The organism is Vibrio sp. 10N.261.46.E11, from assembly GCF_041472735.1.
In the GTDB taxonomy this organism is placed as follows: Bacteria; Pseudomonadota; Gammaproteobacteria; order Enterobacterales; family Vibrionaceae; genus Vibrio.
Genome location: NZ_JBFRQW010000002.1, coordinates 86606 through 109038, shown reverse-complemented (window position 1 = coordinate 109038; position 22433 = coordinate 86606). Strand labels below are relative to the sequence as shown.

The window sequence follows — 22433 nt, the reverse complement described above, 5'->3', positions numbered from 1 at the left end:
ATCCATAGTCGGTGTTTTACACCTGCCGAGATGCAAATTGTGAGCTTTTTAAAACTGATACTACTTGCGGCTATATGGGGTGGCTCGTTTCTTTTCATGAGAATTGCAGCCAATCCGCTAGGGCCTGCAGTATTGATTGAGGCTCGAGTTCTGTTCGCAGCACTGACTCTGCTTTTAGTTTCTTTCTATTTAAAAAAGAAGATCTCTTTTCATGAGCACGCGAAACACTTCTTCATTCTCGGACTGTTTAACACCACACTTCCTTTTTTGCTTTTCGCTTATTCGGCTCAAACACTGAACGCCTCGACACTCGCAATCTTAAACTCTACCGCGCCAATATGGGCGGCAATCATTGGTGCGATATGGACCAAAACAGCACTCGAGGCAAAAGTTCTATTGGGACTTGGGATTGGGGTAGCGGGAGTTGGCGTGTTAGTCGGTTGGGATGCGATGAACATTGGCCGTGAGGCTACGCTTCCTATCTTTGCAGCAGTGATGGCGGCCTTTAGTTACGGAATAGCGTCAAACTATACCAAACAAGCCCCTAAAGTTGAGGCATTCAACAATGCTCATGGTAGCATGTGGGCTGCAGTGTTGCTGGTTTTACCATTTGTATTCTTTATTCCGATGAGAGAAACACCCGACGTTACGATCACTACGTCGGTTATCTTATTAGGCGCGGTATGTACTGGGTTAGCGTATTTACTTTACTTCAATCTAGTCTCTGAACTCGGCGCACCTTCAGCCCTGTCCGTGACCTTCATCATTCCGGTATTTGGTATTCTCTGGGGCAACTTATTCTTAGATGAGGCAATTGGCATCAATACGATTACGGGTTCAATTCTAGTTATCACTGGCACCATGTTAGTAACCGGAATGTCACCAATGAAAATGCTCAAAGCCGCTCGTCAGAAGCGTCAAGAATAGGCGAACTAAACGGGAATGTTTATCACACTATATAAGTACAACGATTAGTGTGTTGTTATCGATAAGAGACTGATATTACGCATATTTAATAAAAGCTTGGCTTAGGCGCTGAAAGAGTGAATCTACGTTGGGGAGGCTCGTTAAATGTGCGGACAACAGTGTATGAACCTGCGCATCCACCACGTTCGGGTTATCGCAAATTTGATTATAAAAATTCACAGGCGCAACGATGTTCTCTAGGTCGACATCCAACAAGATACAGGCTTGCGAAAGTACAATTTGACCGCCTCCTTGTTTAAGCAAGACACGCTGAGCAGTGCCCACTATTTTTTGTTTATTGATATTGAGGTTGTAGTCACCATCACAATAAGAACCGGGGGTTGCGTGTACATCCACATCAATGCCCAGATCCTTAAAAAACAAGGTTAATACATCGCATAAATGTCGATACGCTTTTTGGATGTTGTAGGCTTCATCACGAGGCCAATGGTAAATGTGCGATAGGTTTATGATTCCCGATAATTGGGGAACGGGAGCGCCACCTGTTTTTCGAGAAGTGAGTTGCCAACCTTGTTCCGCGAGTTGCTTTCTAGACTCTACCGTCACTGGCCACTTTTTACCTGCAGGCAAAACGAGTGTCGGCGTTTTTGCTTGCCACAGCATTAAGGCTTGCCCAATCTCACCCGTCTGAATTTGCTGCAATAATTCAGCTTCTTTTTCAAACGCACGAGCAACATCAATGTGCGGGTAACGTACAAGTTTATTCGTTAACTTCAATGTACTTTCCCTCTACAGATTGTTATGACCTACCATTTAACGTTCTGAAATGGTTGATGAGATAAGCATATCTCCCAAACCCAATCGTACAATTTACTTAATAAAGTGGCTTCGGGCTTGTTCAACACTCGGGATTTAGTGCTGCCTGTGCAACAACTTAGTCCTTATTTGCTATATGCACATCATATTATCGATTAATTAACCTAGCATTCTTTAAGGTCAATTACATACTCAGACATTAGGTTGTTTTTATATCCAAGATCTGCTGGACATTCCATTAACCCTTTAGGCTCAATAATGAAAGCATAAGTCGCGTAATTAATAAAAAAACCAAAAACTAAACCGGTAATAAACGATGCTTTCAATTTCCTACTGGTTGGTTTTGCTTCCTTTAAAAAAGCCACTTCTACAAATCTATAACCAAATATAATTAAAATAGTAAAAAAACCAGCAAACAAAATACCACTAATGTAACCTATAGGCTCGTATAGAACCTTCGTTACATTAAAAATAAAAGGAGATAGAAAGTTGGCACAGACCCACCCATATAGTAAGATGATTGCAGGAGCAAAAATAAACCACAAAACACGATACATCATTCTGATAACTCCAAAACTTTTTCAATAAATTTACTTTCAAAATCAGTAAGCTTGTCGACAGTCCAAACAACTGTTGAGCTAATAACCAAAGTGACACCGGAGTATAAAGCCGTCGCACCCAATATAGGGAAGAAATATACGGCACTGATAGCCAAACCAGAAACTGCTAGGATATTAACAAATATTTTAGCCTGATCTACACCTAGCTTTTTCAATGTATATTCATCATTCACTATAAATTGAAGTACATTTATTCCAGAGCCAACCAATATCTCCATTGGGGCGCTAACCTTAACAAACCTAGCCATTCCTTTTACAGAGTCCAAAGCCCCTAAACCTAGCTTTATTACTTGTGCATTATTCGCTTTAAATACACCACCATGAAGTAAAGTTTGACTCCATTTATCATAATTTTTAAGAATAACATAATCTACGCCGTCAATATTCTTAACTAATATTGTAACGCCAAGTCCACCTAGTGCTTTCGCTGTTTCTCTTGCATTATAAAGTCCAGTAACAGTATCTTTTACTGTTTTAGATTTATCGAAAGTATCAAAGAAAACGGTCCACTCTTCAGGTTCAAGTACTGCGAATTTAACAACATCTTGTGTGTATTCTATATTTATATTTTTTTCACCGTCTTTTGCTAACGGATTATACGGAGGCCAGTACATATTTTTCGGGTTGATTGTAACTTTTGATTCTTCTTTGAATTTTGGAAGAACTAAATACAAAGGCTCAAGGAATTTTTGCTTTGGAAAAGCAATAATGACTTCTTCAACTGCGTCATCAGGAACACCCTCAATATCTTGAGTTTTCCCATCATTTGGAAGTACTTTTTCTTGTCGAAGACTTCCAAATCTACGCTCTGTACCATTATGGAATAATGGGCCTTGTTTGCTTACACCATTCCACTCAATGACAACACCACTTGGGAGCGTTGCTTTAAAAGCCTTACTTCCACTCTCTGGATTTGGCTCTGCTTGAATAACAGGAAGCTTTTCAGCATCGCGGTGAAAAGCGATTAAATCTTCCTTACCACTTTCATCATTTTGAAGTCGTAATTTAAGCTCTGTATTTACATCCGATAATTGGTTAAATTCTTCACGGTTAATCAAGTGCTCGGCTTTCATGCCTGATGCACAAAATAATAAACACCACGCGGGAAGAACCTCATCATCATTGTGAGTTATTCGCCAAGCACCCAAATCGCTTAATGTCATATCCACCAAGCTAGTACCAGACAAAATTTTCAACTCTTGCTCTGGTTTCATTTTAGAAAAGCGCTTCTTAAAGTCCGTGCTTTTCCCTGATGTTAACACCGCAACTTCACCGTATTCTCTTAATGGGATGGATTGAGTTTTATCAACATCAGGAATAATACTTGAGGCGAAGCATTTTTTAGAGCTTGAGCTAAACAACTCAGATACCGTTTTCATTATATTAGAAGTGGCATCGATAGATGCTAATGAATTAGTATTCGCAGTTTGAGGGTTGACTGCTTCAGTTTCCGCCGCTATCGCATTTTGACGAGTAACCGCCGCGTCTGTGATTGCAGGCGTAACGCCTTTACCACTTCTTGCTTCTGCATCATAGGCTATCGACCACTTAGGAAAGAAACTGTCTTTGGTAGCCTCTTGATAACGAGCATCTTCTATACCTAACGGTTGCGTTCTATTTGGGGAGTTATGCGCCATAGAGTTAGGTGGAAATATACTACTTTTCGTTGTCATCGCAGTGCTTGCCTATAATAAAAGACTGACGCTAATTCTATCATCGGAACAAGGCGACTATCTCACTGAACTTGTAGTAAAACCACCTAAATGAGATGGCGTATGTCGGAGTAAGCCGACCCACGTAGCCGAAAGGCATTTGATAATAAGGAGAATGGCATTGACGAAATCAGAGGGGATGTGACGACGAAAGAAACGAAAAAAAGCTAACTGGTTGATAAGATTGCTATCGCAACCTTGGCCTCGCTCGCCTTGAGAAAAGCCTCAAAGCGATTTGCCCTTCAAACTCAATTACACAATTTATTTAATAAAGTGGCTTCGGGTTTGTTCAACTCTCGGGATTTAGTGTTGACTTCGAAACACCTTAATCCTTGTTAGGCAACTTTCACGCACATCACTATGCCTGTTGACCAACAAAGCTTCGCAACAACAAGATCATCTCGCTGTGATAAGTGCTCTATCAACGCTCGAACCTTTTCATTGTGCTCCTCTGACCAATCGGCACGAATTTGCATATCATCTATGATGTAAAAACCACCAACTTTTAGGCAAGCTAGAGCTTCATCTAGGTAGTGGTATTTACCTGGCCAAGTATCAGCAAATATCAAGTCAACCGACAATGGAAGGGTTCGATCGATAACATCCTCACCATTAGATAAAACAATTTCAATCCGTGGATCTTCCCCCAGATAACGGCGAGCTACATCAATATTTTCTACCGAATTATCTACCGTTGTTAAGTTCGAATCCTCCGACATTCCATGCAATATCCATGACGTGCAAAGACCAGTGCCAGTCCCTAATTCTAACAAGTATCCCGATTGCTTACTTGCAGCCAAAGCAGCTAAAAATGAACCTATCGGAAGTTCTGATAATTGAGGAAAACCAATTCCAAGTGTGGCTTTCAATATTGCTTCATATTGTTTGGGATAAACTTCCATTGTCTCGTTCATATACTTTTCCTTGTAAACTAACGAATGACATGGATTCCCCTTACCGAGGATCTGCCACACTTATGTGGTACTTAAATGCATCGGAGGCCCATGTCTGATTATTCTTATTTCTGCGGTATCGACCTAGCTAAAAACCACTTTAGCCTTCATGCCGTAGACCAAAATGGTAAGGTCATTAGTCAATAACCCACACTAAACTACTGACTAAAATAGCAAATATGCCACTCATGCGTATAGCTATTGTTCTGTGTAGTGGTACACATTCTCGGGAAAGGGTGATCTAAAATATGCCATGGATATCTCCAAAACAGTCCGACACCTTTCTCGCCCACACAGAGTCTTGATGGCTTCTGTCTGAGAAAATTGTCTGATATGGTGGCGGCAGAACTTCAGCAATTGTTTAGATAGTATTGAATATGAAAACACTAACCATACTTGATGGCGGCATGGGCCGAGAACTTAAAGAAATTGGCGCGCCATTTTCTCAACCGCTTTGGAGTGCTCAAGCGTTGATTGAAGCACCCGAATTTGTCAGCCAAGCGCATCAAAACTTTGTCGATGCAGGTGCTGAAATCCTGATCACCAATAGCTATGCGTGTGTGCCTTTTCATTTGGGTGAAGAGCTGTTCGAGCAACGAGGTTTTGAGCTCGCAGCGCTATCTGGTGAGCTAGCTAAAGCAGTTGCTGACAATGCTTCTCACACCGTGAAAGTGGCGGGCGCGATTCCACCACCATTTGGCAGCTACCGACCAGACTTGTTTAAGGTAGAAGAGGCTGCGCCAATTATTCAAACGCTTTACGATGCCCAAGACCCGAACATCGACCTTTGGATAGCAGAAACCATCTGTAGCCTGCAAGAATTCGAATCCATTCATGCGGTTCTTAAGCAGTCAGATAAGCCGTGTTACTACGCATTCAGTTTGGAAGACACCAAGGGCGATTGTGCCAATATTCGTTCTGGCGAAAGCGTAACAGACGCCATCAAACTTGCCTGCCAATCAAACGCGACAGGCATTATGTTTAACTGCTCAGTGCCTGAAGTGATGGATCAAGCCATTATCGATACTAAGAAAGTGATTGGTGAACTAGGTAGTGATTTAGAAATTGGTGTCTACGCCAACAACTTTGCACCTATCAGCAGCGAACATGAAGCGAATGACATGCTTCAAGAGATACGTGAACTGGATGGCCAAGGTTATTTAGTTTACGCAAAACGCTGGCATGCGCTGGGAGCGAATATTATCGGTGGCTGTTGTGGTATTGGGCCAAAACACATTCAAGCCCTAGCCGATTGGAAACGCTCGATACAAAACTGATCCGAGGCTTCAACGAGAATAAAATAAATAGAGAACAGGTTGAGAAATCTGTTCTCTATTTTAATCATCAATTTAGTTCTGACTCACTTCTAATACGATCTTACCTACATGCTTTTTCTTCAAGAATTCGTCTTGTGCTGTATGGATATCAGCCAATGGGAAAGACTCAGCGACAATCGCGCCGATCTGCTGTTTTTCAATGCGGTTAACCAGATTTTGGAATACTTGTGGTTCTAAAACTGTGCAACCAAAAAAGTTAAGGTCTTTCAGGTACAGAGTACGAATATCAAGCTCGACCATCGCACCACCAATCGCACCAGAGACTGCATAACGACCATGCGGTTTTAGGACGTCAAGAAACTCTGGCCACTTGTCACCAGCAACCAAATCGATAACCACATGCACACTGCTTACACCTAATGCTTCCACCAAATCAGCATCACGAGCAATCACCTCATCAGCACCCAATTCAAGTAACTGTTGGTTCTTGCTTGGGCTAGTAATTGCAATCACGTAAGCACCGCGAGCTTTCGCCAGTTGAATCGCCACCGAACCCACACCACCCGATGCGCCAGAGATAAGCACGCGATCACCTTCAGCCACATTCGAGCGAGTCAGCATGTTCTCTGCCGTCGAGTAAGAGCATGGGAAAGACTCTAGCTCTACATCCGACATAGAACTGTTCACCGCATAAGCGTGTTTCGCTGCCACTTTTGTGTACTCAGCAAAACCACCATCGCACTCAGAGCCAAAATACCATGGCTGTGGTAGATCTCGTCCGTACACTTCGGTTAAACAAGGCTCGATAAGAACACGTTCACCAATACGATCAGCAGAGACTTCATTACCCACTGCTACGATGAAACCACACACGTCAGCACCTTGGATTCGAGGGAACTTTAGCGCTTCACCCGACCAACTTGCGTCGTCTGAGTCATCACTTTTAGAGTACCAACCGATTCGTGTGTTGATGTCGGTGTTGTTCACACCTGCGGCCATCACTTTGATCAGCACTTCATTAGGTTCAATTTGAGGAACAGCGATATCTTCGCGGTAGCCAAGCATTTCTGCTCCGCCGTGACCCAACATCTCTACGCCTTTCATTGTTTTCGGTAGTTCGAATTTCATCGTGTTTCCTTGAGTAATTTTGTCACCATATTCTGTGCTGATGTCACCGCTTCTTCGCCTAATACTGGCCACGCGCTTGATACACCTTCATGAAGTAGAAAAAGCTCTGAAGCCAGATCGTCTCGTTGACTCTGCTTACCCAGAAGTGCTTTTACCTCTCGTTTATGTTCAGTAACAGCTTGATTAATTATCTCGTTGTCAGGAAAAGCCGCCATCGCATTCATCGACATACAACCGTGTGGCGCATACTCTTCCATCCACTGTTGTAACTTGTCGAAGATATCCAGCATGGATGCCAGGCCATCAACAGGCGCACTCTCTAATAGGAAATTTAGGTAACGGTGATGACGGTGCTCTAAGGCACCCACTATCATCGCTTCTTTCGATGGGTAATGCTTATACAGCGTGCGCAGGCTGACATTACATGCCGTCTTCAGTTGAGCCACACTCGGCTCTGCAAAGCCTTGTTGGCTGAACGCAACCTCAAGGCTCTCTGCAATTTGTTCTCTTAACATGCGGATCTCTGACTACCTGATCATTCTACCCATGTCAATGAGCTCTTTTTGTTGTCCTATAAACGAAAAATCCCGCTACCAAGTGGGAGCGGGATTTCAGTTATCAAAACGACTTACTTAATAAGACTAGGGTTCAATCAACACTAACGAATCCAAAATCCCTTTACCACTGTGGATCCCGCCTTCATTCTCACTCGCTGGCTTGCTGCGGATCAAGTAACCCGCGTAGCCGCCGAACTCTGTAACTGGTTCACCTTGATAATACGCGGTGAACAAACCCACTTCGCTGACTAAGTCTGTCACTAGCGTTTGTTGAGTGTCACGCACTGCAATGGTTGGTACGTCGCGTTCGTGTGGATACAAGCGCTGCATCACTGCCCATGCGTCGTACTCTTCTGGCTTAAGTTGGCTCAGTTGTTCGCTAATGTCGTCACCAAAGACACAATGGCCACCGCCCTCGCCTTGGTTTTTCAGCACCCATTCTTGCTTGTTCGCTTGCGTGTTAAACCATTCAATCGACTCACTGGTGATTGGCTTCATGTCAGCTAATACACTCTTGACCAGTTCGGCTTCTTCTAGCGTTAAACCCCAACGTGCGTATTCAGATGCTGGCATCATGGTCAGCAGCATTTGCATGGTTTTACTGGTCGCTAATTGCTGGCTGATGGTCGCGTTCATTGCAACATGGTGTTGCTCCATAAACACGCGCGTTTGGCTTAGTGTATGACAACAAACCGATTCGTTGAGTTCTGGCGCCCAATAATCTGAATACTGATAGCCAGCTCTTAAGTACACCACATCGACAGCGCCGACATCTTTCAATAACAAGCGTTGGTTATCACCCGATGAAAGCTGACAGCTCAATTGTTCAAAGGTGCGACGAACCGTACGTACACCCTGCTTTTGCAATTCCATTTCGAGTAGATGTTGGTCATATACATTGTCTTCGTTCTTCTGTACCACCATCAAGAAAACTGGTTTTCCTTGCTCCTTGAAGTTCGCTTTAATTTGCCTTGCGGTCGTTGCAATACCATAAGCTAACTGTGTTAAGCCTTGGTTTTCAGCCGGAGTAGAAGACTTATCTTCAAGCCAGCTCCGATAAGTCTCAGGCCATTGATTGTGGATGTAATCATGGAACTCTGTGGCTTTTTGGCCAAATGGTGCCATGCCTGCCGCGATACCATTGAACTCAATCACTTTTGCGCCATGTTGGCGATCATCCATGAAATCAGTACGCATTAATAACAACGGTTGGCGAGCAGGATAAAGTCGATGAGACACCTCACCATGCGCTTGTTGATGCAGTTCCATCAAACGGCCAAAAAACGGATCAGCTTGCGCCATATCACTCAGTGATGACTGCAAGAAATCATGATCTTCGGAAACATTGCTGATTAACTTGGTGATCAGCGGTGTTACCTTCAACAAGTGTTCATACACCTCACGCTCCATAGTCATAGGAGCAATGCTGAAAGGACAATGCCTCGCGGTATTATCTGACTGGCGAAACGCAACACCGTGCATGATCGCCCACTCACACGCGTCTTCAATAATTTGTTGTGGTAACCGTGGAATTGTCATCTCTCATCTTCCAAATAAAAATAGCACCCAGAATAAGACGAAGCTTAATTCCAAAAGACGAAATAAAACTGAATTTTTTATCAAATATTTACGTTTATTTTATCTTTCAATGCTTTGTATAGCTTACATATCCAACTTAACGAATCTGTTCGATGATCAGATCGCGCAACCATTTGTGGCTCGGCTCTGAATCGAAGTACTTGTGCCATAGAAGGAATAAGCCTCCTGGCACCAAATCAACCGGAACGGGCTTCATCACTAACTCTCCGCTATCAATGTAATCGCGTACTGAGTTGTATGGGTAACACATAAGTAAATCACTCTGCTTACACAGCTTAATAGCACTGGTGATGTCTGAAACATTAGCAGCCTTGTTAATTTCAAGCTGCTTTGAGTTAAGTACTTCCATCAATAGCCAATCGCCCGCTCCGCCCGTCACCAACTGTATGTGTCGATACTTCAAGAAGGTGTCTAGGTTCCACTCTTCTTGCAAGGCAGGATGGTCATTTCGCATCAAGCACACCGAATAATCCAAGCACAGCTCCACGTAATCCAACTCATCAGGGATACATTGCACGTGGGTAGAAGCGCGCTCATCCAGCTCAAAGATACCGATACCAAAATCCACTTCACGTTTCAGTAAGCGCTTGAAGCTATCGCTGCTCCACGTTGAACTGTTGATGGTGATGTGAGGCGCATCTGCTAGTGCCGTCGGCATAAAATGCGGGTAAATCGCCGTGTACGCGGTTTCGACAAGGTCTATAGTGAAGGTACGTTCACTGTCTTTAGGATCGAAAACTTCGGGAACGGTCAGCTTTTCGATCTGCAGCAAGATTTGGTGGATCTTAGGCGCTAGTGCGAGTGCTTTGGGGGTTGGGAATAGCCCCTTGGATTCGCGTTCAAACAGCGGATCATCAAACAAAGCTCTGAGTTTAGTGAGCTGTTTACTTACTGCAGACTGGCTCAAAAAGAGTCGATCTGCGGTTTTGCTCACACTTCGTTCTTCAATCAGAACGTGCAAGCAAAGCAGCAAATTCATATCGCATTTAAGTAAGCTTTTAACATCTACCATGATATTCCCTAAATTCAGGTTAATGATGATTAATTGTCACTTTAAATCATATCATTGTCTTGGTAAATTTAGCGCATGTGAGTTAAAGCGCTCAAAGAATAATAGAATTAAGGAATACTCATGGATTTTCTAGCACTACCAAAGATTGATTTACACTGCCACCTAGACGGAAGTGTTCGCCCAGATACGATTATTGACCTAGCAAAACAGTACAAAATCGAACTACCTGAAGATCGCGACGCGGTTGTTCAATCTCTAACTGTGCCAGAAGATTGCAAAAACCTAGATGAGTATCTGGCTTGTTTCAGCCTGCCACTACAAGTAATGCAGACTGAAGAAGCGATTGAACGTATCTCTTTCGAGCTTTACGAAGACGCTGCACTAGAGAACGTTAAATACCTAGAAGTTCGCTTCGCACCAATCCTGCACGTAAACAAAGGTCTGTCTCTTGATACGATCATTGCAAGCGCAGTAAAAGGCATGAAGCGTGCTGAAGAGAAATACGACATCAAGGGCAACTACATCATGTCTGTGCTTCGTATGTTCCCTAAAGACTCTATCAAAGACGTGATCGACGCAGGCCAACCCTACCTAGGTAAAGGTGTTGTGGCGTTTGATATCGCAGGTGGCGAAAAGCCAGGCTTCTGTGCTGAATTCCCAGAATACACACAATACGCTCTTGAAAAAGGCTACCGCATTACCGTGCACGCTGGCGAGCAATGGCACGGTCAAAACGTTTACGATGCAGTGACAATGCTTGACGCTGAACGTATCGGCCACGGTGTTCACATCCAAGGTAACGAGGACGCGTACAACATCGTTAAAGAGAAGCAAGTTGCGCTTGAAACTTGCCCAACAAGTAACGTTCAAACTAAATGTATTCACAAATTCAGCGACCACCCAATTGCTGAATTCAAGAAAGATGACATCGTTGTTACGATCAACACAGACAACCGTACTGTGTCGAACACAACCATGACCAACGAAGTGAAGCGTGTGTGTGAAACATTCAGCCTAACAAAAGAAGACTACGTCGAAATCTACAAATACTCAGTCGACAGCGCTTTTGCTTCAGATGAAGTGAAACAGCACCTAATGGGTTTCGTTGAGCAAATCTAATTTAAGCAATCTTGATTGCTAAATAGAAAAACAGGAAGAGAAAGGCTGAGGCTTTTCTCTTTTTTTATGCCTGAAAATCGCTAATCTTGCAGTATTCGTCATTTATACCAATCACAGTAAGTAAGTGATCATAAATAGCGCAGGAAAAAGGCTTAAGAACAAGGCGGCTCTATTCTACAAAGAGTTTCGATAAGTAGTTATTCTACAATCAAAATTTCTAACGCAGTTATTGAGCGTTTTAACCAGCTAGGATGACCAGTTATTTACTACGATTGGTATTAAACCGAGACTCTCGGAAAGTGGGCAAGCATGAGTAATACAAACGTTAAAACTGAACTAGAAAAGATGCTATCTGGGCAAGTGTATGATGGTGCAGACTTGGAAATTGATACCATGCGTTCCAATGCCAGAAAGTCGCTAATGGCTTTCAACAACCATCAAGACCCAGACCAGCAACACACATTACAAGTGCAGTTATTTGGGAAAGTCGGCAGTAGCAGTTTAATCCAGCCCCCTTTTCATTGTGAGTTTGGCAAAACCATCGAGATTGGCGACGACACCTTCATTAATATGAACGCAGTAATGCTAGATGGTGCGAACATCAAGATCGGGAACAATGTTTTGATTGGCCCAAGTGCCCAATTCTATACGCCATCACACTCCCTTGATTATCGTAGCCGCCGTAAATGGGAAACCTTCTGTTTACCAATAACAATCGAAGATGATGTGTGGATTGGCGGTAACTCAGTCATCAACCAAGGCGTAACAATTGGGGCTCGTTCAGTGATTGCAGCGAACTCTGTGGTCAACAGTGATGTACCACCAGATTGCTTATACGGCGGCACGCCTGCAAAATTGATTAGATATTTGAATACTGAGCAAAGACGATAGCTAACTGCTCTCGGAGCAAACAAAGCCACAGCGAACGCTGTGGCTTTTCTTCTATATGATTTTTTAATGATGATAATGCCCTTCCCCCCCTATCAAAATTCGTAATTTAGCTACACTTAGATAGAAACAAACTCACGATAATTTTTCGAACGGATGTAGCTCCAACGTCATCATGATTGGAAAAGCCAATGACAAAACGCGAAGCTTTATTGCTCTCCACAGCGACCTTCTGCTCTATTTTCATATGTAACGCTGACTGACTTCTACTCTACTGACCTTTATGAGCATTCAACCTTGGATGTCTTAACTGTTCAAAAAGTACATTCACACAGACAAGTAATGGGACACCTACTAGCATTCCCATAGAGCCCCATAGCCAACCCCAAAATACAAGCCATACAAATAAAATCAGCGGATTGAGACTAAACCTTTTCCCCAGTAATGTAGGAGTAACCAATTGGCTTTCTATCCAATTAATTGCCAGGAAGATCGCAGCAACCGTCAATGCATAGCTAAACGACTCAAACTGTATAAAAGAGACTAAAGCAAAGCACGTAACTGAAACCATCGGGCCAAGATAGGGGATAAAATTCATTAAGCCTGCAAAAGCGCCCCAAAGGAAAGGGTCTTGCAATCCCATCATATAAAAAGCAAAGCCAACAGTGAGTCCTAAGCAAACATTAATGATGGTGATGGCGCCTATGTAACGAGACAAATCCTTTTGAACAACTTTAACCAATTCAACAGCCCTACGCTTATCTGAAAAGCATTCAAAAAGAGATAAGCTTTGAGAATAAATTTTTCGACCGTAATTCATCATGAAATACGCCATAAGAAACGCAACCAACAACTGAGTAACAATGGTTGGTGTTGTCGTAAGCACTGATTCTATAATGGAAAAAGCCGTGTTATTGGTAAGCCCATCATTGGTAACAGTACTACTCATGGAGAACCCGGTGGCGTCAGTTAAGCGACTGTTTCGAGTAACCTCACTCACTTCATTAGATACATTCTCAACCAACATTGGTAATTTTGACCACCATTGCTGAGCGGGCTCACTCAACATATTCAAACTAATCACAACAAAGCCAATAAAACCAATAAGTACAGCCATTACGTTAATGACTCGAGGGATACCGAAGCGAGTAAGGTAGTTAACTAGAGGGCTACATAGCAAAGAAATAAAAGCACCAAAGATGATTGGCAACAAAAATGGCTTGGCGATATGTAATGTAAAAATAAACATCATGAGAACAGCAAGGAGCATAAAACTAGTTTGCAACACACTTCGTTGTCTAAGAATACTGTATTTTTTTGATGTCATTTTATTCCTATGAGTAGGAGGTTTTGTTTTTGAGGCTTCGTCAATTTGAATCAGGCACTCGATACCGTCAGCCAACACTAACTTGAATTAAAAATGATGGTTACTTAAGTAAATTAAGTATTAGCGATAGCTGTTTATAACCAAAAACAGACGATTTAAAACGATGAGTTCGATTCAAAATTACAACACCAAGGCCTGTGATGCCAAGAGCATACAAGGGGTGCTTGTGAACAAACTCTTTTCCTTTGTGACGAATAAGTCCCATACAAAGTGCAACTTGACGAGCTCTACTTCTCCCCTCAAGTCTTTTCATTTGAATCTGTCTTTGTCGATTCTTGAGTGCTGACATGTAACCCCTCCTTCAATTGCTCTTTCGTACATTCAAAACCTATAAATTGCTTTAAGTAACTAGAACGAAGTACCAAGCATATTAGAATCAAACCGAGTGTGAATATAAACGCGCCGTAACCCGCTAACAGATTCAAAGTGAAGTAGTAGATCACTACTCCAGCACCGACGGCGATACTAAAAAGAAACAGCGGTAACAACGCAACAAAGAGGAGCTGAAACACAAGACGCTTTTTAAATGCATCAACACTATTGCGAAACTCCAATAAGAAAAGCTCTAAGGTCGATTGAGACCATTGCTGGGTATGTGTCTGTAATATAGCTAAGTCTTTCCACAATCCATTTAACTCAGAAGCAGAACGTTTAAGATCATCCACCTTACGATCGCTCGATTTATCATTGGCAGAGTTTACTGGATCATTTTGACTATTTACCTGCATAACGGTGCTCTCTCAATTGCGATGTTGATATATGGCTATTTGATTAACTTCGAGACAGCCCAACCAGCGAGAAACGCACAGCCAACACTCAATAATGGACGCTCTTTAATGATGTTTTCCGCTTTCTCAGACGTGTTCTTCACACTTTCAGAGCTGGCCTCGAGAGTTTCATGGACCGCCTCTTTCACATTTTCGATAACTTCTACTGCGGCCTCTTCAGCTTTTTCATAAGTTTCTTCAATTTGTTGTTTGGCTTCTGAATTTTTAGCGTTTGACTTTGGCATAAGTTTTCTCCTTATTTGATTATCATAAGCCAGAGAATAATATTAATACTATTAATCTCTAGCTACTTTAATAATCAATGCTAGCATCGTGCCAACTTTCACAAGTACCAGAATAATTGAAGATAAGCTCCCATATCATTAATAAATGGCATTAATCAATGTAATAATTTCACTAGAAAACATCTATTAATGTATTTTTTACAAAAGCAAAGTAAAACCTTAGACGAAACAAGCTGAATATAGGGTTATTAATTGGCATAAAAAATGCAATAAACCAAATACAGCTTAGAACCAAATGAGGATTCATGAGAAACCAAAGTATATTATCTATTGTTAACCTGATAAAAAGTGGAAATATTATTTACGAAAAAGCGATATCCAACATAAGAAGTGAAAAGATGGCAAAAAATCTTTTTGATATCTACACGGTAAAGAAATGTGCAGAGTTAAAGTTACAATCTTTAACTTACTACTCAAAAATACATCAAGAACAGATACCCGCTAGTTATACGATAAATGCCAGAGAGCGCTGTATTGAAGCGGAAGATACAAAAGGTAAAAACAATCAAGAGCTCTATTTAAAGCACCTAGAAGGTGTCGAGACAAAGATCATTTCCGACATTGAATCACTGCTAGAAACTAACCCTGATTTAGAAGGGAGAAGAAGATTAAAAGTGGTAAAAAATGAAATGGAATCATGTCGAGACCAAATACACAACATGCGTCAGAATTAGTTATTAGCGAATGATGGTTGGAAATCAGAATCAAAGAAAAGGCTTATTTTAATTATTATAAATCAACTGAAATTATAAATACTACTGAGATAAAAAGGAGTAATGATATGTTGTTTAAAAAGGACAATGATCCCCTTGAGGTAATTCACTATAAAGGCATAGAAAAAATACTATGTACATTGAAAGATCACTACTTCTCATGTGTTGACCTAATTGAACAGAAAGCACATGGGAACATTGCAAGAGCTGCAAATCGATTTATAAAAGTTGAACGTTCATTAATAAACGAAGTAAACACCAAGTTCTGCATTAACAATGAAGTTAATGACAATGACATATTGAGTCAGCCCCCTGCGTTAATTGTTAGTTATAACGATATGTACCAGAGTAATTTAAGCCTAATTTCTTACCTCAAAAACACTATTAGAAAGTTTAACAATCAACATATGTCTGCTTTTTTCTCCTATTGGGTTGCGGCGTTGCAAGTTGAAAATGATGAGATAGCAAAGCATTTGTAACAGATATAACCCATCTAAAATAGATACGATTAATTAACTTGAGAAGAGAATCAAAGCCTACAACACAATCATTAAACAGTGGGAATAATCTAGGTTTAATTCTGATCTAATTCTGACATCACTCGAAATAAAAAGCGTCGAGGCATATTGCCTTGACGCTTTTTTACGAGAGGGACCGCTATGTTATTCTAGGAAGCGTCATCGACAGCCCCAGTCATCATTCTAGACAGACTTTTACCGCCTTTGGGATCAAAATCAAGTGTTCTAATCGGAAACGGTATTGTCATTCCAGCCTCTGATAATGACTCTTTAACCGCTATAATACCGTCGTGCTTTGCGTCCATATAACCAAAACCTCCTGGGTACTCAATCCAAAACCAAACCAATAAGTTAACGCTACTATCAGAAAAGCTTGAAGCGTAAACCGTCGTATCTTCTTTCCGACTAACATAAGACTTTTGGTTTATCGCTTTGGTTATCACCTCAGCGGCTCTTTTGGGACAGTCTGCGTAGGAAATCCCCACAGGGATCTCGACCCTTCTTCGTCCTTTTCGACTGTAGTTCGTCAAAATATTTCGGAAAACCATCTTATTGGGAATCATGACGTGTTGACCAGAGAACGTTTCAACCAGTGTATTTCGTAAGTTTATTTTGACTATGGTACCCATGACATCGTTGGAACCAACAACATCGCCAATTTTAAAAGGTTTACGAATACTCATTGTAATACCTGAAATGAGGTTCTCAGTCATATCTTGAAAAGCAAAACCGATAGCTAAACCTAGAATACCGGCACCGGCAAGCAACGATGTAACCGTACCTTGGAGCCCAACAAAATCTAACGCGACAAAAAATCCAATAGTAACAATGGTAACCTTAACAATAGAAGCCAGTAAGTTAATGACTTCTTGAGAGTCGACAACTCTATTGCTCAATCTTTTAAACAACTTGCCGCTTATGTTGGCAACAAAGATAAAAATAAGAAACGTAACAAAAGCAACAATCAGGTTAGGGATAAGTTTAATTGCTTCAACTAACCAATGCTCTAACTTACCCTCTATCAGATGCTGAAACTTCTCTAAGTTAAAAGAGAGATTCATTTCCATGGTGTCTCCTTCTTATTCAATATGTGGATTATTCAATACATTCATGGAATACAAACCGTTAAGGCTTGCTTATCAATACTTATCTCCAGTGAATCAGCCGAATACGTCTCTCCATCAATCACGTATGAAATAGGTCGGTCAGAATCAATTTTAACGAGCTGTGCCGAAGCATAAGTAAAGTAACTAGCTTGTTCTTTCGCTCCGAGACTCGATAACAACAGATCAGATAGAGCGATAGCTCGTTTACTAAGTGAATTTGTGTTTTCCAAATAGGTAATATGCAGCTTCCCATCATCCGGCCTAGGAGGCTGTCCCCCTTGAGCAAGCACAGTACTAAAAGGGGAAGAGTTCGCCACGACCAAACTTTGTAGTTTCATACTTTGTGATGGTTGGTCATCGATTGAAATTTGAAAGTGTTGATTATCGTCGGTGATTACTGCATTGAAGAACCCAGTCAAATACGCGAATTGCCCTTTTTCATTTTTTTGTTCTCGATGTGCGTAATCGATCATCTGTTCTTCAAACCCAATACCAAGAAGCAGTAATATTGGTTGTTGATTACAGAACGCCAGATCGATTCTTTTTGAGTTGCCAGATAAAATAGCCTCACACGCTTTTTCAACAGGCGATATTTTCGAGGTCAATCCATAAAGCATATGACATAGAGCGTTCGCGGTACCCAAAGGTATAATCCCGAGTTGTGTATCAGTCTTCCTAACTTGCCTTGCGACTTCACTAACCGTCCCATCGCCACCTGCAACGAGAATATGCGCAGTATTCCGGTCTTTGGCCTGCTTAGCTAATATTTCTGCTGATACTTCTTGGCTAGTAAGAAAAATATCTAAACTGTACTTTCTCGTAAGTTCACGAATAACCTGTTGTTCATTCGCCAACCATTTACCACCACCTGCAACAGGGTTGGCAATAAGGCAAGCTTTATGGCCAAGAGTGAGCAAACCTTTATCACTGATTGCTTGAAGTGTTTTCAGTTGTAGATGGTTCAATTGGGCTGTACTTCGCACGTCGTTAATACTTTTCAAGACCTGCTCTACAGTAAGTGACGGATTTTTTGCTAAAAGATAGGCAGCTACGACAAAGACAGAACGTCCTCGACCGAGAGCACAATGCACAACAACCGATCTAGATTGATTGATTTGGGTATCGATCCAATTTATAGCATGTTTAAGCTTATGCATTTTAGGGACTTTATGATCAAGAACCGGGGTGTTTAAATAGCGAAATTGATCACCGGTCATTGCACTTTCTAAACCAGAAAACTCAGCTGTAACATCTACAATACAATGGATGTTTTGAGATTCTAAGAACGATAAATCTGAAGGGAACAAACGACGAGATACATATAAACCTTTTCCAACCTTCTGTATTGGTTCAACTTTATCTCTTTTAATTGCCCATGCATTGTACAGTCGAACACCTAAGAAGAATGGAATGAAGATCCATCTAATCCACCACACTATTTTCCCATCGCTAGTCTTCCTAAATATTGACGGCATATCGAAGATGTAGGCAACACTAACGATGAACATCGACAAACTACACCAGGCAAAAACACCACGGATTATTAGCTGTGGTATAAGAGCAGCAGCAAAAAAACAAGCTATAGCAAGAAGCATATAATATTTAATAATAAACATGTTACGCCTTAATTTATCCGTGAATTTAAATATATTTATCCGTAAATTTATCCATCTCTAAATTAAATAAAAGAAGGGCTCAAGAATGAGCCCTTAGCTTGATAACAAAGCAGTTTTATACTTATTTAAAGAATTTGATTACTTCGTGATTCAAGCAACCTCTTTTTCATATTTACGAGCTAATGTTTCTTTTTGTTCAGTATCGAAGACTCGACCTGCGGTTTGAAAAAAACGCTGCTCTTCTTCTTCTAAATGATGTTCAACCTTATCTCTTAATGTTTTCATTAAAACAAGCCAAGCTGGTGAAGACATCTCTGTATCATCGAGTTGAGCGAGTATTTTGTCGATTCCATGATGTTCAGCGATTCCATGTCTAGTCATGTCAATGGATTGATCACTCTCGATCAAAGGTGCATAAAAATGGCGCTCTTCTGCAATCGCATGCTTGGTTAACTCATCCTTAAGGTTAACATAGAGTTCTTGCCTAGCTTGTGTGTCTCCCGAAGTTTGGAGTAACGCATCCATCAAAAGTCGTTGCTTTTCATGACTGTCTTTGAGCACATCAAATATATTTTTCATGTCTAATTCCTACTTCATTGGTTTATTTTTATGAGGATTTTGGCATCTCATTGCACTCTAGATGACAGTTCTAGCAATCTTCATCTTTCGCATCTAAATGCTCTTTAATATTTTCACAGCTATCTTCTATTGCGTTTTGAGTATCCTCTACAGCCTCATCTACATTTTCCCCGGCTTGTTCCATCGGACCTTCATCACTACATGCCGCAAGTGCAAATGTAATGCCCACAATAGTTAAAAAACGGTAAGCGTTCGATTTGATGTTCATATAAACTCCTAATGTTTGTTTTTATTCAGCAACATAATTACCACTGAAACCAGTAGTGATATTGCAAATATATAAAATATGATCTTTGCTACTGTCGCAGCAGCCCCAGCGATACCACTAAATCCCAATAGGGCGGCAATAATTGCGACAATAAAAAATATTAGCGACCAGCGAATCATCGTTATTCCCCAATTTTTAATAAATTACCAATTGTAGAGAGGTTAAATAATATTTAATTTATCCACCACTCTCTCTACATTCGGGGTATTATTTGCTATAGATAAAGCTAAGTCGTGTTCACTGCTTGATGAAACTGAACCTTTCAAGATAACCACACTGTTTTCGGTTTCAACTTGAATATCGCTACCACTAACATTGGTATTCATTAATAAACGAGTGATTACCAGTGTCTTTATGTGAGCATCAGTCAAAGCTTGTACGGCTGCGGGTGTTTTTTCTTTGTCTTCATCAATCACTGTAAGTTCGTTTTTTACAGACTTAACGTCATCTAGGCTTAGCACTAACTCTTCTGCCAAATCTTTCTCTGTTTCATTTTTAACCGAGCCAGTTAAAGTAACCACTCGATTTTTAACGTAGGTGTTGATGTCAAATGAGTTTAAATTAGTATTCAGTAATAAAGTCGTTTCTGCTTTTCCATCAATCCACGCATCGAAAGTTTCTTTTTCCCACATGCTATTAGCAAAAACAGTTGATGAAGAAGTTGCAATCAAAGTAGCTAATAATATTTTACTTGCAGTATTTCTCATTAATTATCTCCTCTAGTTAACTGACACTTGTACAATTGCAACCAGCATGCCAACTTTTTAACTGACTGAAAATAAAGGATTTACACTTTAATTTTGAAAATTTACCATTGGTAAAATAATCGGAGGTGTATTAATTACACGAGTATTTTGTAAAAATTATCATCAATGGAGATCCTAGAATAATTAATATCAATACTGTTAATTAGCCACTTCTACTATCAGTAATATTGTAACTACATTTAAAAGGTGGCGTATAGTAAATGATAGATTCGTATTTGAAGGACATCATGTTATTATCAAGGTCGTTTTCTGTCGTACAAAAAGAGAGTTAAATCATGTCATTACCGACACTGTTTATAGAGTTAAAAGATGAATTATTGCGGTCTAAAATAAACTCTCTAGATGAATTATCAAGCTTTGAAATAATTCAAAGTACTATGGATGTTCATTGGATTGACAAGCTACAACAACTGCAACCAGATACTGCTATTGTTGAAGTCTCTCGATTTACTAACGATGATTTTAAGTCCTTATCGAGTGCAACAGGATTGGACGAAATGGACTTGATTATTATCAGTACAGGTACGCCAAACAAAAATTTAGACATGATGATGAACCATGGCGCAATCTTCCATTATAGAAAGCCCGTCGACATGCAAATATTGGAAGATACCCTTGCAGACTTCAGTCAATACTTCCTCCAGAAGCAGGAAGAAGGGCGTAAAGTGTCCACCAGCGATTTAGACCAGTTCGGTATGTTAGTCGGTTCTTCTAAGCCCATGCATAAGCTGTATCGAACTTTAAGAAGAGTCGCGAAGACTGACACCAATGTTTTGATTGTCGGCGAAAGTGGGGCAGGTAAAGAATTAGTCGCACAAACGATTCACCTTGCCAGTGATCGTAAAAACCAACCTTTTATTGCGATCAACTGCGGTGCTATCAGCCCTGAGTTAGTTGATAGTGAATTATTTGGTCATGAAAAAGGCGCTTTTACAGGGGCGAATCGCACACACCAAGGGGTGTTTAGGCAAGCAGAAGGTGGCACATTGTTTCTCGACGAAATCACCGAAATGCCACTTGAACACCAGGTCAAATTACTACGAGTTTTAGAAACAGGTGAATATCGCCCTGTAGGCAGTAATGCAACGAGTATCGCTAATACTCGAGTCATTGCAGCGACAAACCGAGATCCACAAGTCGCTATTGAAGAACAGTTTTTGAGAGAGGATCTCTATTTCAGGTTGGCTCACTTCCCCATACATGTCCCTCCATTGCGTGAAAGAGGCGACGACATCGTCGGCTTAGCAAAACATTTTATTGCTCATCGCAACGCAAATGAAACCACTGCGAAGACCATTTTCACATCAGCGCTTCAAAAAATATCAGTCCATGCATGGCCAGGGAATGTCAGGGAATTAAAACACTGTATTGAAAGAGCTTTTATATTGGCAGATGAGACGATTAAAGATGAACACCTAATTTTTGATACTCCTCCTTTAGAAACAGGGACTACCGTTGAGGATATGGTTCCGGCGGGTGTTTCTCTCGAGAAGATTGAGAAAGCGGCGATTATCAATACGCTCGAAGAAAATGAAGGCAACAAAAAGGAAACAGCACAAGACTTGGGAATCAGCATCAAAACACTTTATAACAAGCTCGATAAGTATCAAGAGTAGTAATACTCATATCTGATGTTGCTATGTGAAAGGTGAAAGGTGAAAGGTGAAAGGTGAAATAGCCGATAACCGAATACTTAATAAATCACCGATTAATTCAAGAAAGTACAGTATCAACACGAA

Annotated in this window: 25 protein-coding genes and 1 pseudogene; 8 read left to right on the top strand and 18 right to left on the bottom strand. The window is 41.0% G+C overall.

Features of this window, described 5'->3' with window-relative positions; genetic code table 11:
• Window positions 1-39 precede the first annotated feature (39 nt).
• Window positions 40-927, top strand: coding sequence for a DMT family transporter (locus AB4407_RS00915; RefSeq protein WP_372117683.1), 888 nt, complete (start codon window positions 40-42; stop codon window positions 925-927).
• 75 nt (window positions 928-1002) lie between these two features.
• Here AB4407_RS00915 and AB4407_RS00910 read toward each other — a convergent pair whose 3' ends face one another.
• The 4 genes from AB4407_RS00910 to AB4407_RS00895 all read right to left on the bottom strand — a co-directional run bounded on the left by AB4407_RS00910 (window position 1003) and on the right by AB4407_RS00895 (window position 4989).
• Entirely contained in the window at window positions 1003-1704 is a 702-nt protein-coding gene (locus AB4407_RS00910; protein WP_372117681.1) for a biotin/lipoate A/B protein ligase family protein, read from the bottom strand.
• A gap of 203 nt (window positions 1705-1907) precedes the next feature.
• Entirely contained in the window at window positions 1908-2303 is a 396-nt protein-coding gene (locus AB4407_RS00905) for a hypothetical protein (RefSeq protein ID WP_372117678.1), read from the bottom strand.
• Window positions 2300-4036, bottom strand: coding sequence for an S-type pyocin domain-containing protein (locus AB4407_RS00900; RefSeq protein WP_372117675.1), 1737 nt, complete (start codon window positions 4034-4036; stop codon window positions 2300-2302). Before AB4407_RS00900 ends, AB4407_RS00905 begins: the two co-directional genes overlap by 4 nt.
• 374 nt (window positions 4037-4410) lie before the next feature.
• Window positions 4411-4989, bottom strand: coding sequence for an O-methyltransferase (locus AB4407_RS00895; protein WP_372117672.1), 579 nt, complete (start codon window positions 4987-4989; stop codon window positions 4411-4413).
• A gap of 90 nt (window positions 4990-5079) precedes the next feature.
• On the opposite strand from AB4407_RS00895, the pseudogene AB4407_RS00890 reads away from it, so the two are divergent.
• Window positions 5080-5270, top strand: a pseudogene (locus AB4407_RS00890) (IS110 family transposase); the annotation flags it as partial.
• A gap of 135 nt (window positions 5271-5405) precedes the next feature.
• Entirely contained in the window at window positions 5406-6305 is a 900-nt protein-coding gene (locus tag AB4407_RS00885; RefSeq protein WP_372117670.1) for a homocysteine S-methyltransferase family protein, read from the top strand.
• Between the two features lie 72 nt (window positions 6306-6377).
• On the opposite strand, the gene AB4407_RS00880 is transcribed toward AB4407_RS00885, so the two are convergent.
• The 4 genes from AB4407_RS00880 to AB4407_RS00865 all read right to left on the bottom strand — a co-directional run bounded on the left by AB4407_RS00880 (window position 6378) and on the right by AB4407_RS00865 (window position 10601).
• Window positions 6378-7433 carry an alcohol dehydrogenase family protein gene (locus AB4407_RS00880; RefSeq protein WP_372117666.1) on the bottom strand — a complete coding sequence of 352 codons (1056 nt, stop codon included), beginning with the start codon at window positions 7431-7433 and terminating at the stop codon, window positions 6378-6380.
• Window positions 7430-7948, bottom strand: a complete 519-nt coding sequence (locus AB4407_RS00875) for a TetR/AcrR family transcriptional regulator (protein ID WP_372117664.1) — start codon at window positions 7946-7948, stop codon at window positions 7430-7432. The genes AB4407_RS00880 and AB4407_RS00875 overlap by 4 nt, the downstream gene beginning before the upstream one ends.
• Window positions 7949-8074: 126 nt before the next feature.
• A complete protein-coding gene (locus AB4407_RS00870; protein WP_372117661.1) occupies window positions 8075-9529 on the bottom strand; it encodes a glutathione synthase in 1455 nt (484 codons plus the stop codon).
• Between the two features lie 136 nt (window positions 9530-9665).
• Window positions 9666-10601 (bottom strand): LysR substrate-binding domain-containing protein, encoded by a 936-nt coding sequence (locus AB4407_RS00865; RefSeq protein WP_372117658.1) that lies wholly within the window; start codon window positions 10599-10601, stop codon window positions 9666-9668.
• Window positions 10602-10721: 120 nt separating this feature from the next.
• On the opposite strand from AB4407_RS00865, the gene add reads away from it, so the two are divergent.
• A complete protein-coding gene (add, locus tag AB4407_RS00860) occupies window positions 10722-11720 on the top strand; it encodes an adenosine deaminase (RefSeq protein WP_372117655.1) in 999 nt (332 codons plus the stop codon).
• Between the two features lie 309 nt (window positions 11721-12029).
• A complete protein-coding gene (locus tag AB4407_RS00855; RefSeq protein ID WP_372117654.1) occupies window positions 12030-12611 on the top strand; it encodes a sugar O-acetyltransferase in 582 nt (193 codons plus the stop codon).
• A gap of 268 nt (window positions 12612-12879) precedes the next feature.
• Here the strand turns inward: AB4407_RS00855 and AB4407_RS00850 are convergent, their stop codons facing one another.
• The 4 genes from AB4407_RS00850 to AB4407_RS00835 all read right to left on the bottom strand — a co-directional run bounded on the left by AB4407_RS00850 (window position 12880) and on the right by AB4407_RS00835 (window position 15007).
• Window positions 12880-13935, bottom strand: a complete 1056-nt coding sequence (locus AB4407_RS00850) for an AI-2E family transporter (RefSeq protein ID WP_372117651.1) — start codon at window positions 13933-13935, stop codon at window positions 12880-12882.
• Between the two features lie 100 nt (window positions 13936-14035).
• Window positions 14036-14248, bottom strand: coding sequence for a hypothetical protein (locus tag AB4407_RS00845; RefSeq protein ID WP_010431934.1), 213 nt, complete (start codon window positions 14246-14248; stop codon window positions 14036-14038).
• On the bottom strand, window positions 14235-14723 hold the full coding sequence (locus AB4407_RS00840) for a hypothetical protein (protein WP_010431936.1): 489 nt from the start codon (window positions 14721-14723) through the stop codon (window positions 14235-14237). Before AB4407_RS00840 ends, AB4407_RS00845 begins: the two co-directional genes overlap by 14 nt.
• A 35-nt stretch (window positions 14724-14758) precedes the next feature.
• Window positions 14759-15007, bottom strand: a complete 249-nt coding sequence (locus AB4407_RS00835; RefSeq protein WP_010431939.1) for a hypothetical protein — start codon at window positions 15005-15007, stop codon at window positions 14759-14761.
• A 305-nt stretch (window positions 15008-15312) separates the two neighbouring features.
• Between AB4407_RS00835 and AB4407_RS00830 the strand changes: the two genes are divergently transcribed.
• Together AB4407_RS00830 and AB4407_RS00825 are read left to right on the top strand one after the other, a co-directional pair.
• On the top strand, window positions 15313-15741 hold the full coding sequence (locus tag AB4407_RS00830) for a DUF2383 domain-containing protein (protein ID WP_010431941.1): 429 nt from the start codon (window positions 15313-15315) through the stop codon (window positions 15739-15741).
• A 107-nt stretch (window positions 15742-15848) separates the two neighbouring features.
• Window positions 15849-16259 (top strand): hypothetical protein, encoded by a 411-nt coding sequence (locus AB4407_RS00825; protein WP_010431943.1) that lies wholly within the window; start codon window positions 15849-15851, stop codon window positions 16257-16259.
• Window positions 16260-16447: 188 nt separating this feature from the next.
• Here AB4407_RS00825 and AB4407_RS00820 read toward each other — a convergent pair whose 3' ends face one another.
• From AB4407_RS00820 to AB4407_RS00795, 6 genes are all read right to left on the bottom strand, one after another.
• The gene (locus tag AB4407_RS00820) at window positions 16448-17365 is read right to left on the bottom strand and encodes a mechanosensitive ion channel family protein (protein ID WP_016797856.1); all 918 of its coding nucleotides are present in this window, start codon (window positions 17363-17365) and stop codon (window positions 16448-16450) included.
• A 41-nt stretch (window positions 17366-17406) separates the two neighbouring features.
• Window positions 17407-19020: a diacylglycerol kinase family protein gene (locus AB4407_RS00815; protein WP_171387505.1), complete on the bottom strand. Its 1614-nt coding sequence runs from the start codon at window positions 19018-19020 to the stop codon at window positions 17407-17409.
• 150 nt (window positions 19021-19170) lie between these two features.
• Window positions 19171-19599: a hemerythrin domain-containing protein gene (locus AB4407_RS00810; RefSeq protein ID WP_372117649.1), complete on the bottom strand. Its 429-nt coding sequence runs from the start codon at window positions 19597-19599 to the stop codon at window positions 19171-19173.
• Between the two features lie 70 nt (window positions 19600-19669).
• Window positions 19670-19867 (bottom strand): hypothetical protein, encoded by a 198-nt coding sequence (locus AB4407_RS00805; RefSeq protein WP_010431955.1) that lies wholly within the window; start codon window positions 19865-19867, stop codon window positions 19670-19672.
• Between the two features lie 8 nt (window positions 19868-19875).
• Entirely contained in the window at window positions 19876-20046 is a 171-nt protein-coding gene (locus tag AB4407_RS00800; protein ID WP_010431958.1) for a DUF1328 domain-containing protein, read from the bottom strand.
• Between the two features lie 42 nt (window positions 20047-20088).
• A complete protein-coding gene (locus AB4407_RS00795) occupies window positions 20089-20634 on the bottom strand; it encodes a BON domain-containing protein (protein ID WP_017065851.1) in 546 nt (181 codons plus the stop codon).
• Window positions 20635-20969: 335 nt separating this feature from the next.
• Between AB4407_RS00795 and AB4407_RS00790 the strand changes: the two genes are divergently transcribed.
• Window positions 20970-22310: a sigma-54 interaction domain-containing protein gene (locus AB4407_RS00790; protein WP_372117646.1), complete on the top strand. Its 1341-nt coding sequence runs from the start codon at window positions 20970-20972 to the stop codon at window positions 22308-22310.
• The last annotated feature ends 123 nt before the right edge of the window (window positions 22311-22433 follow it).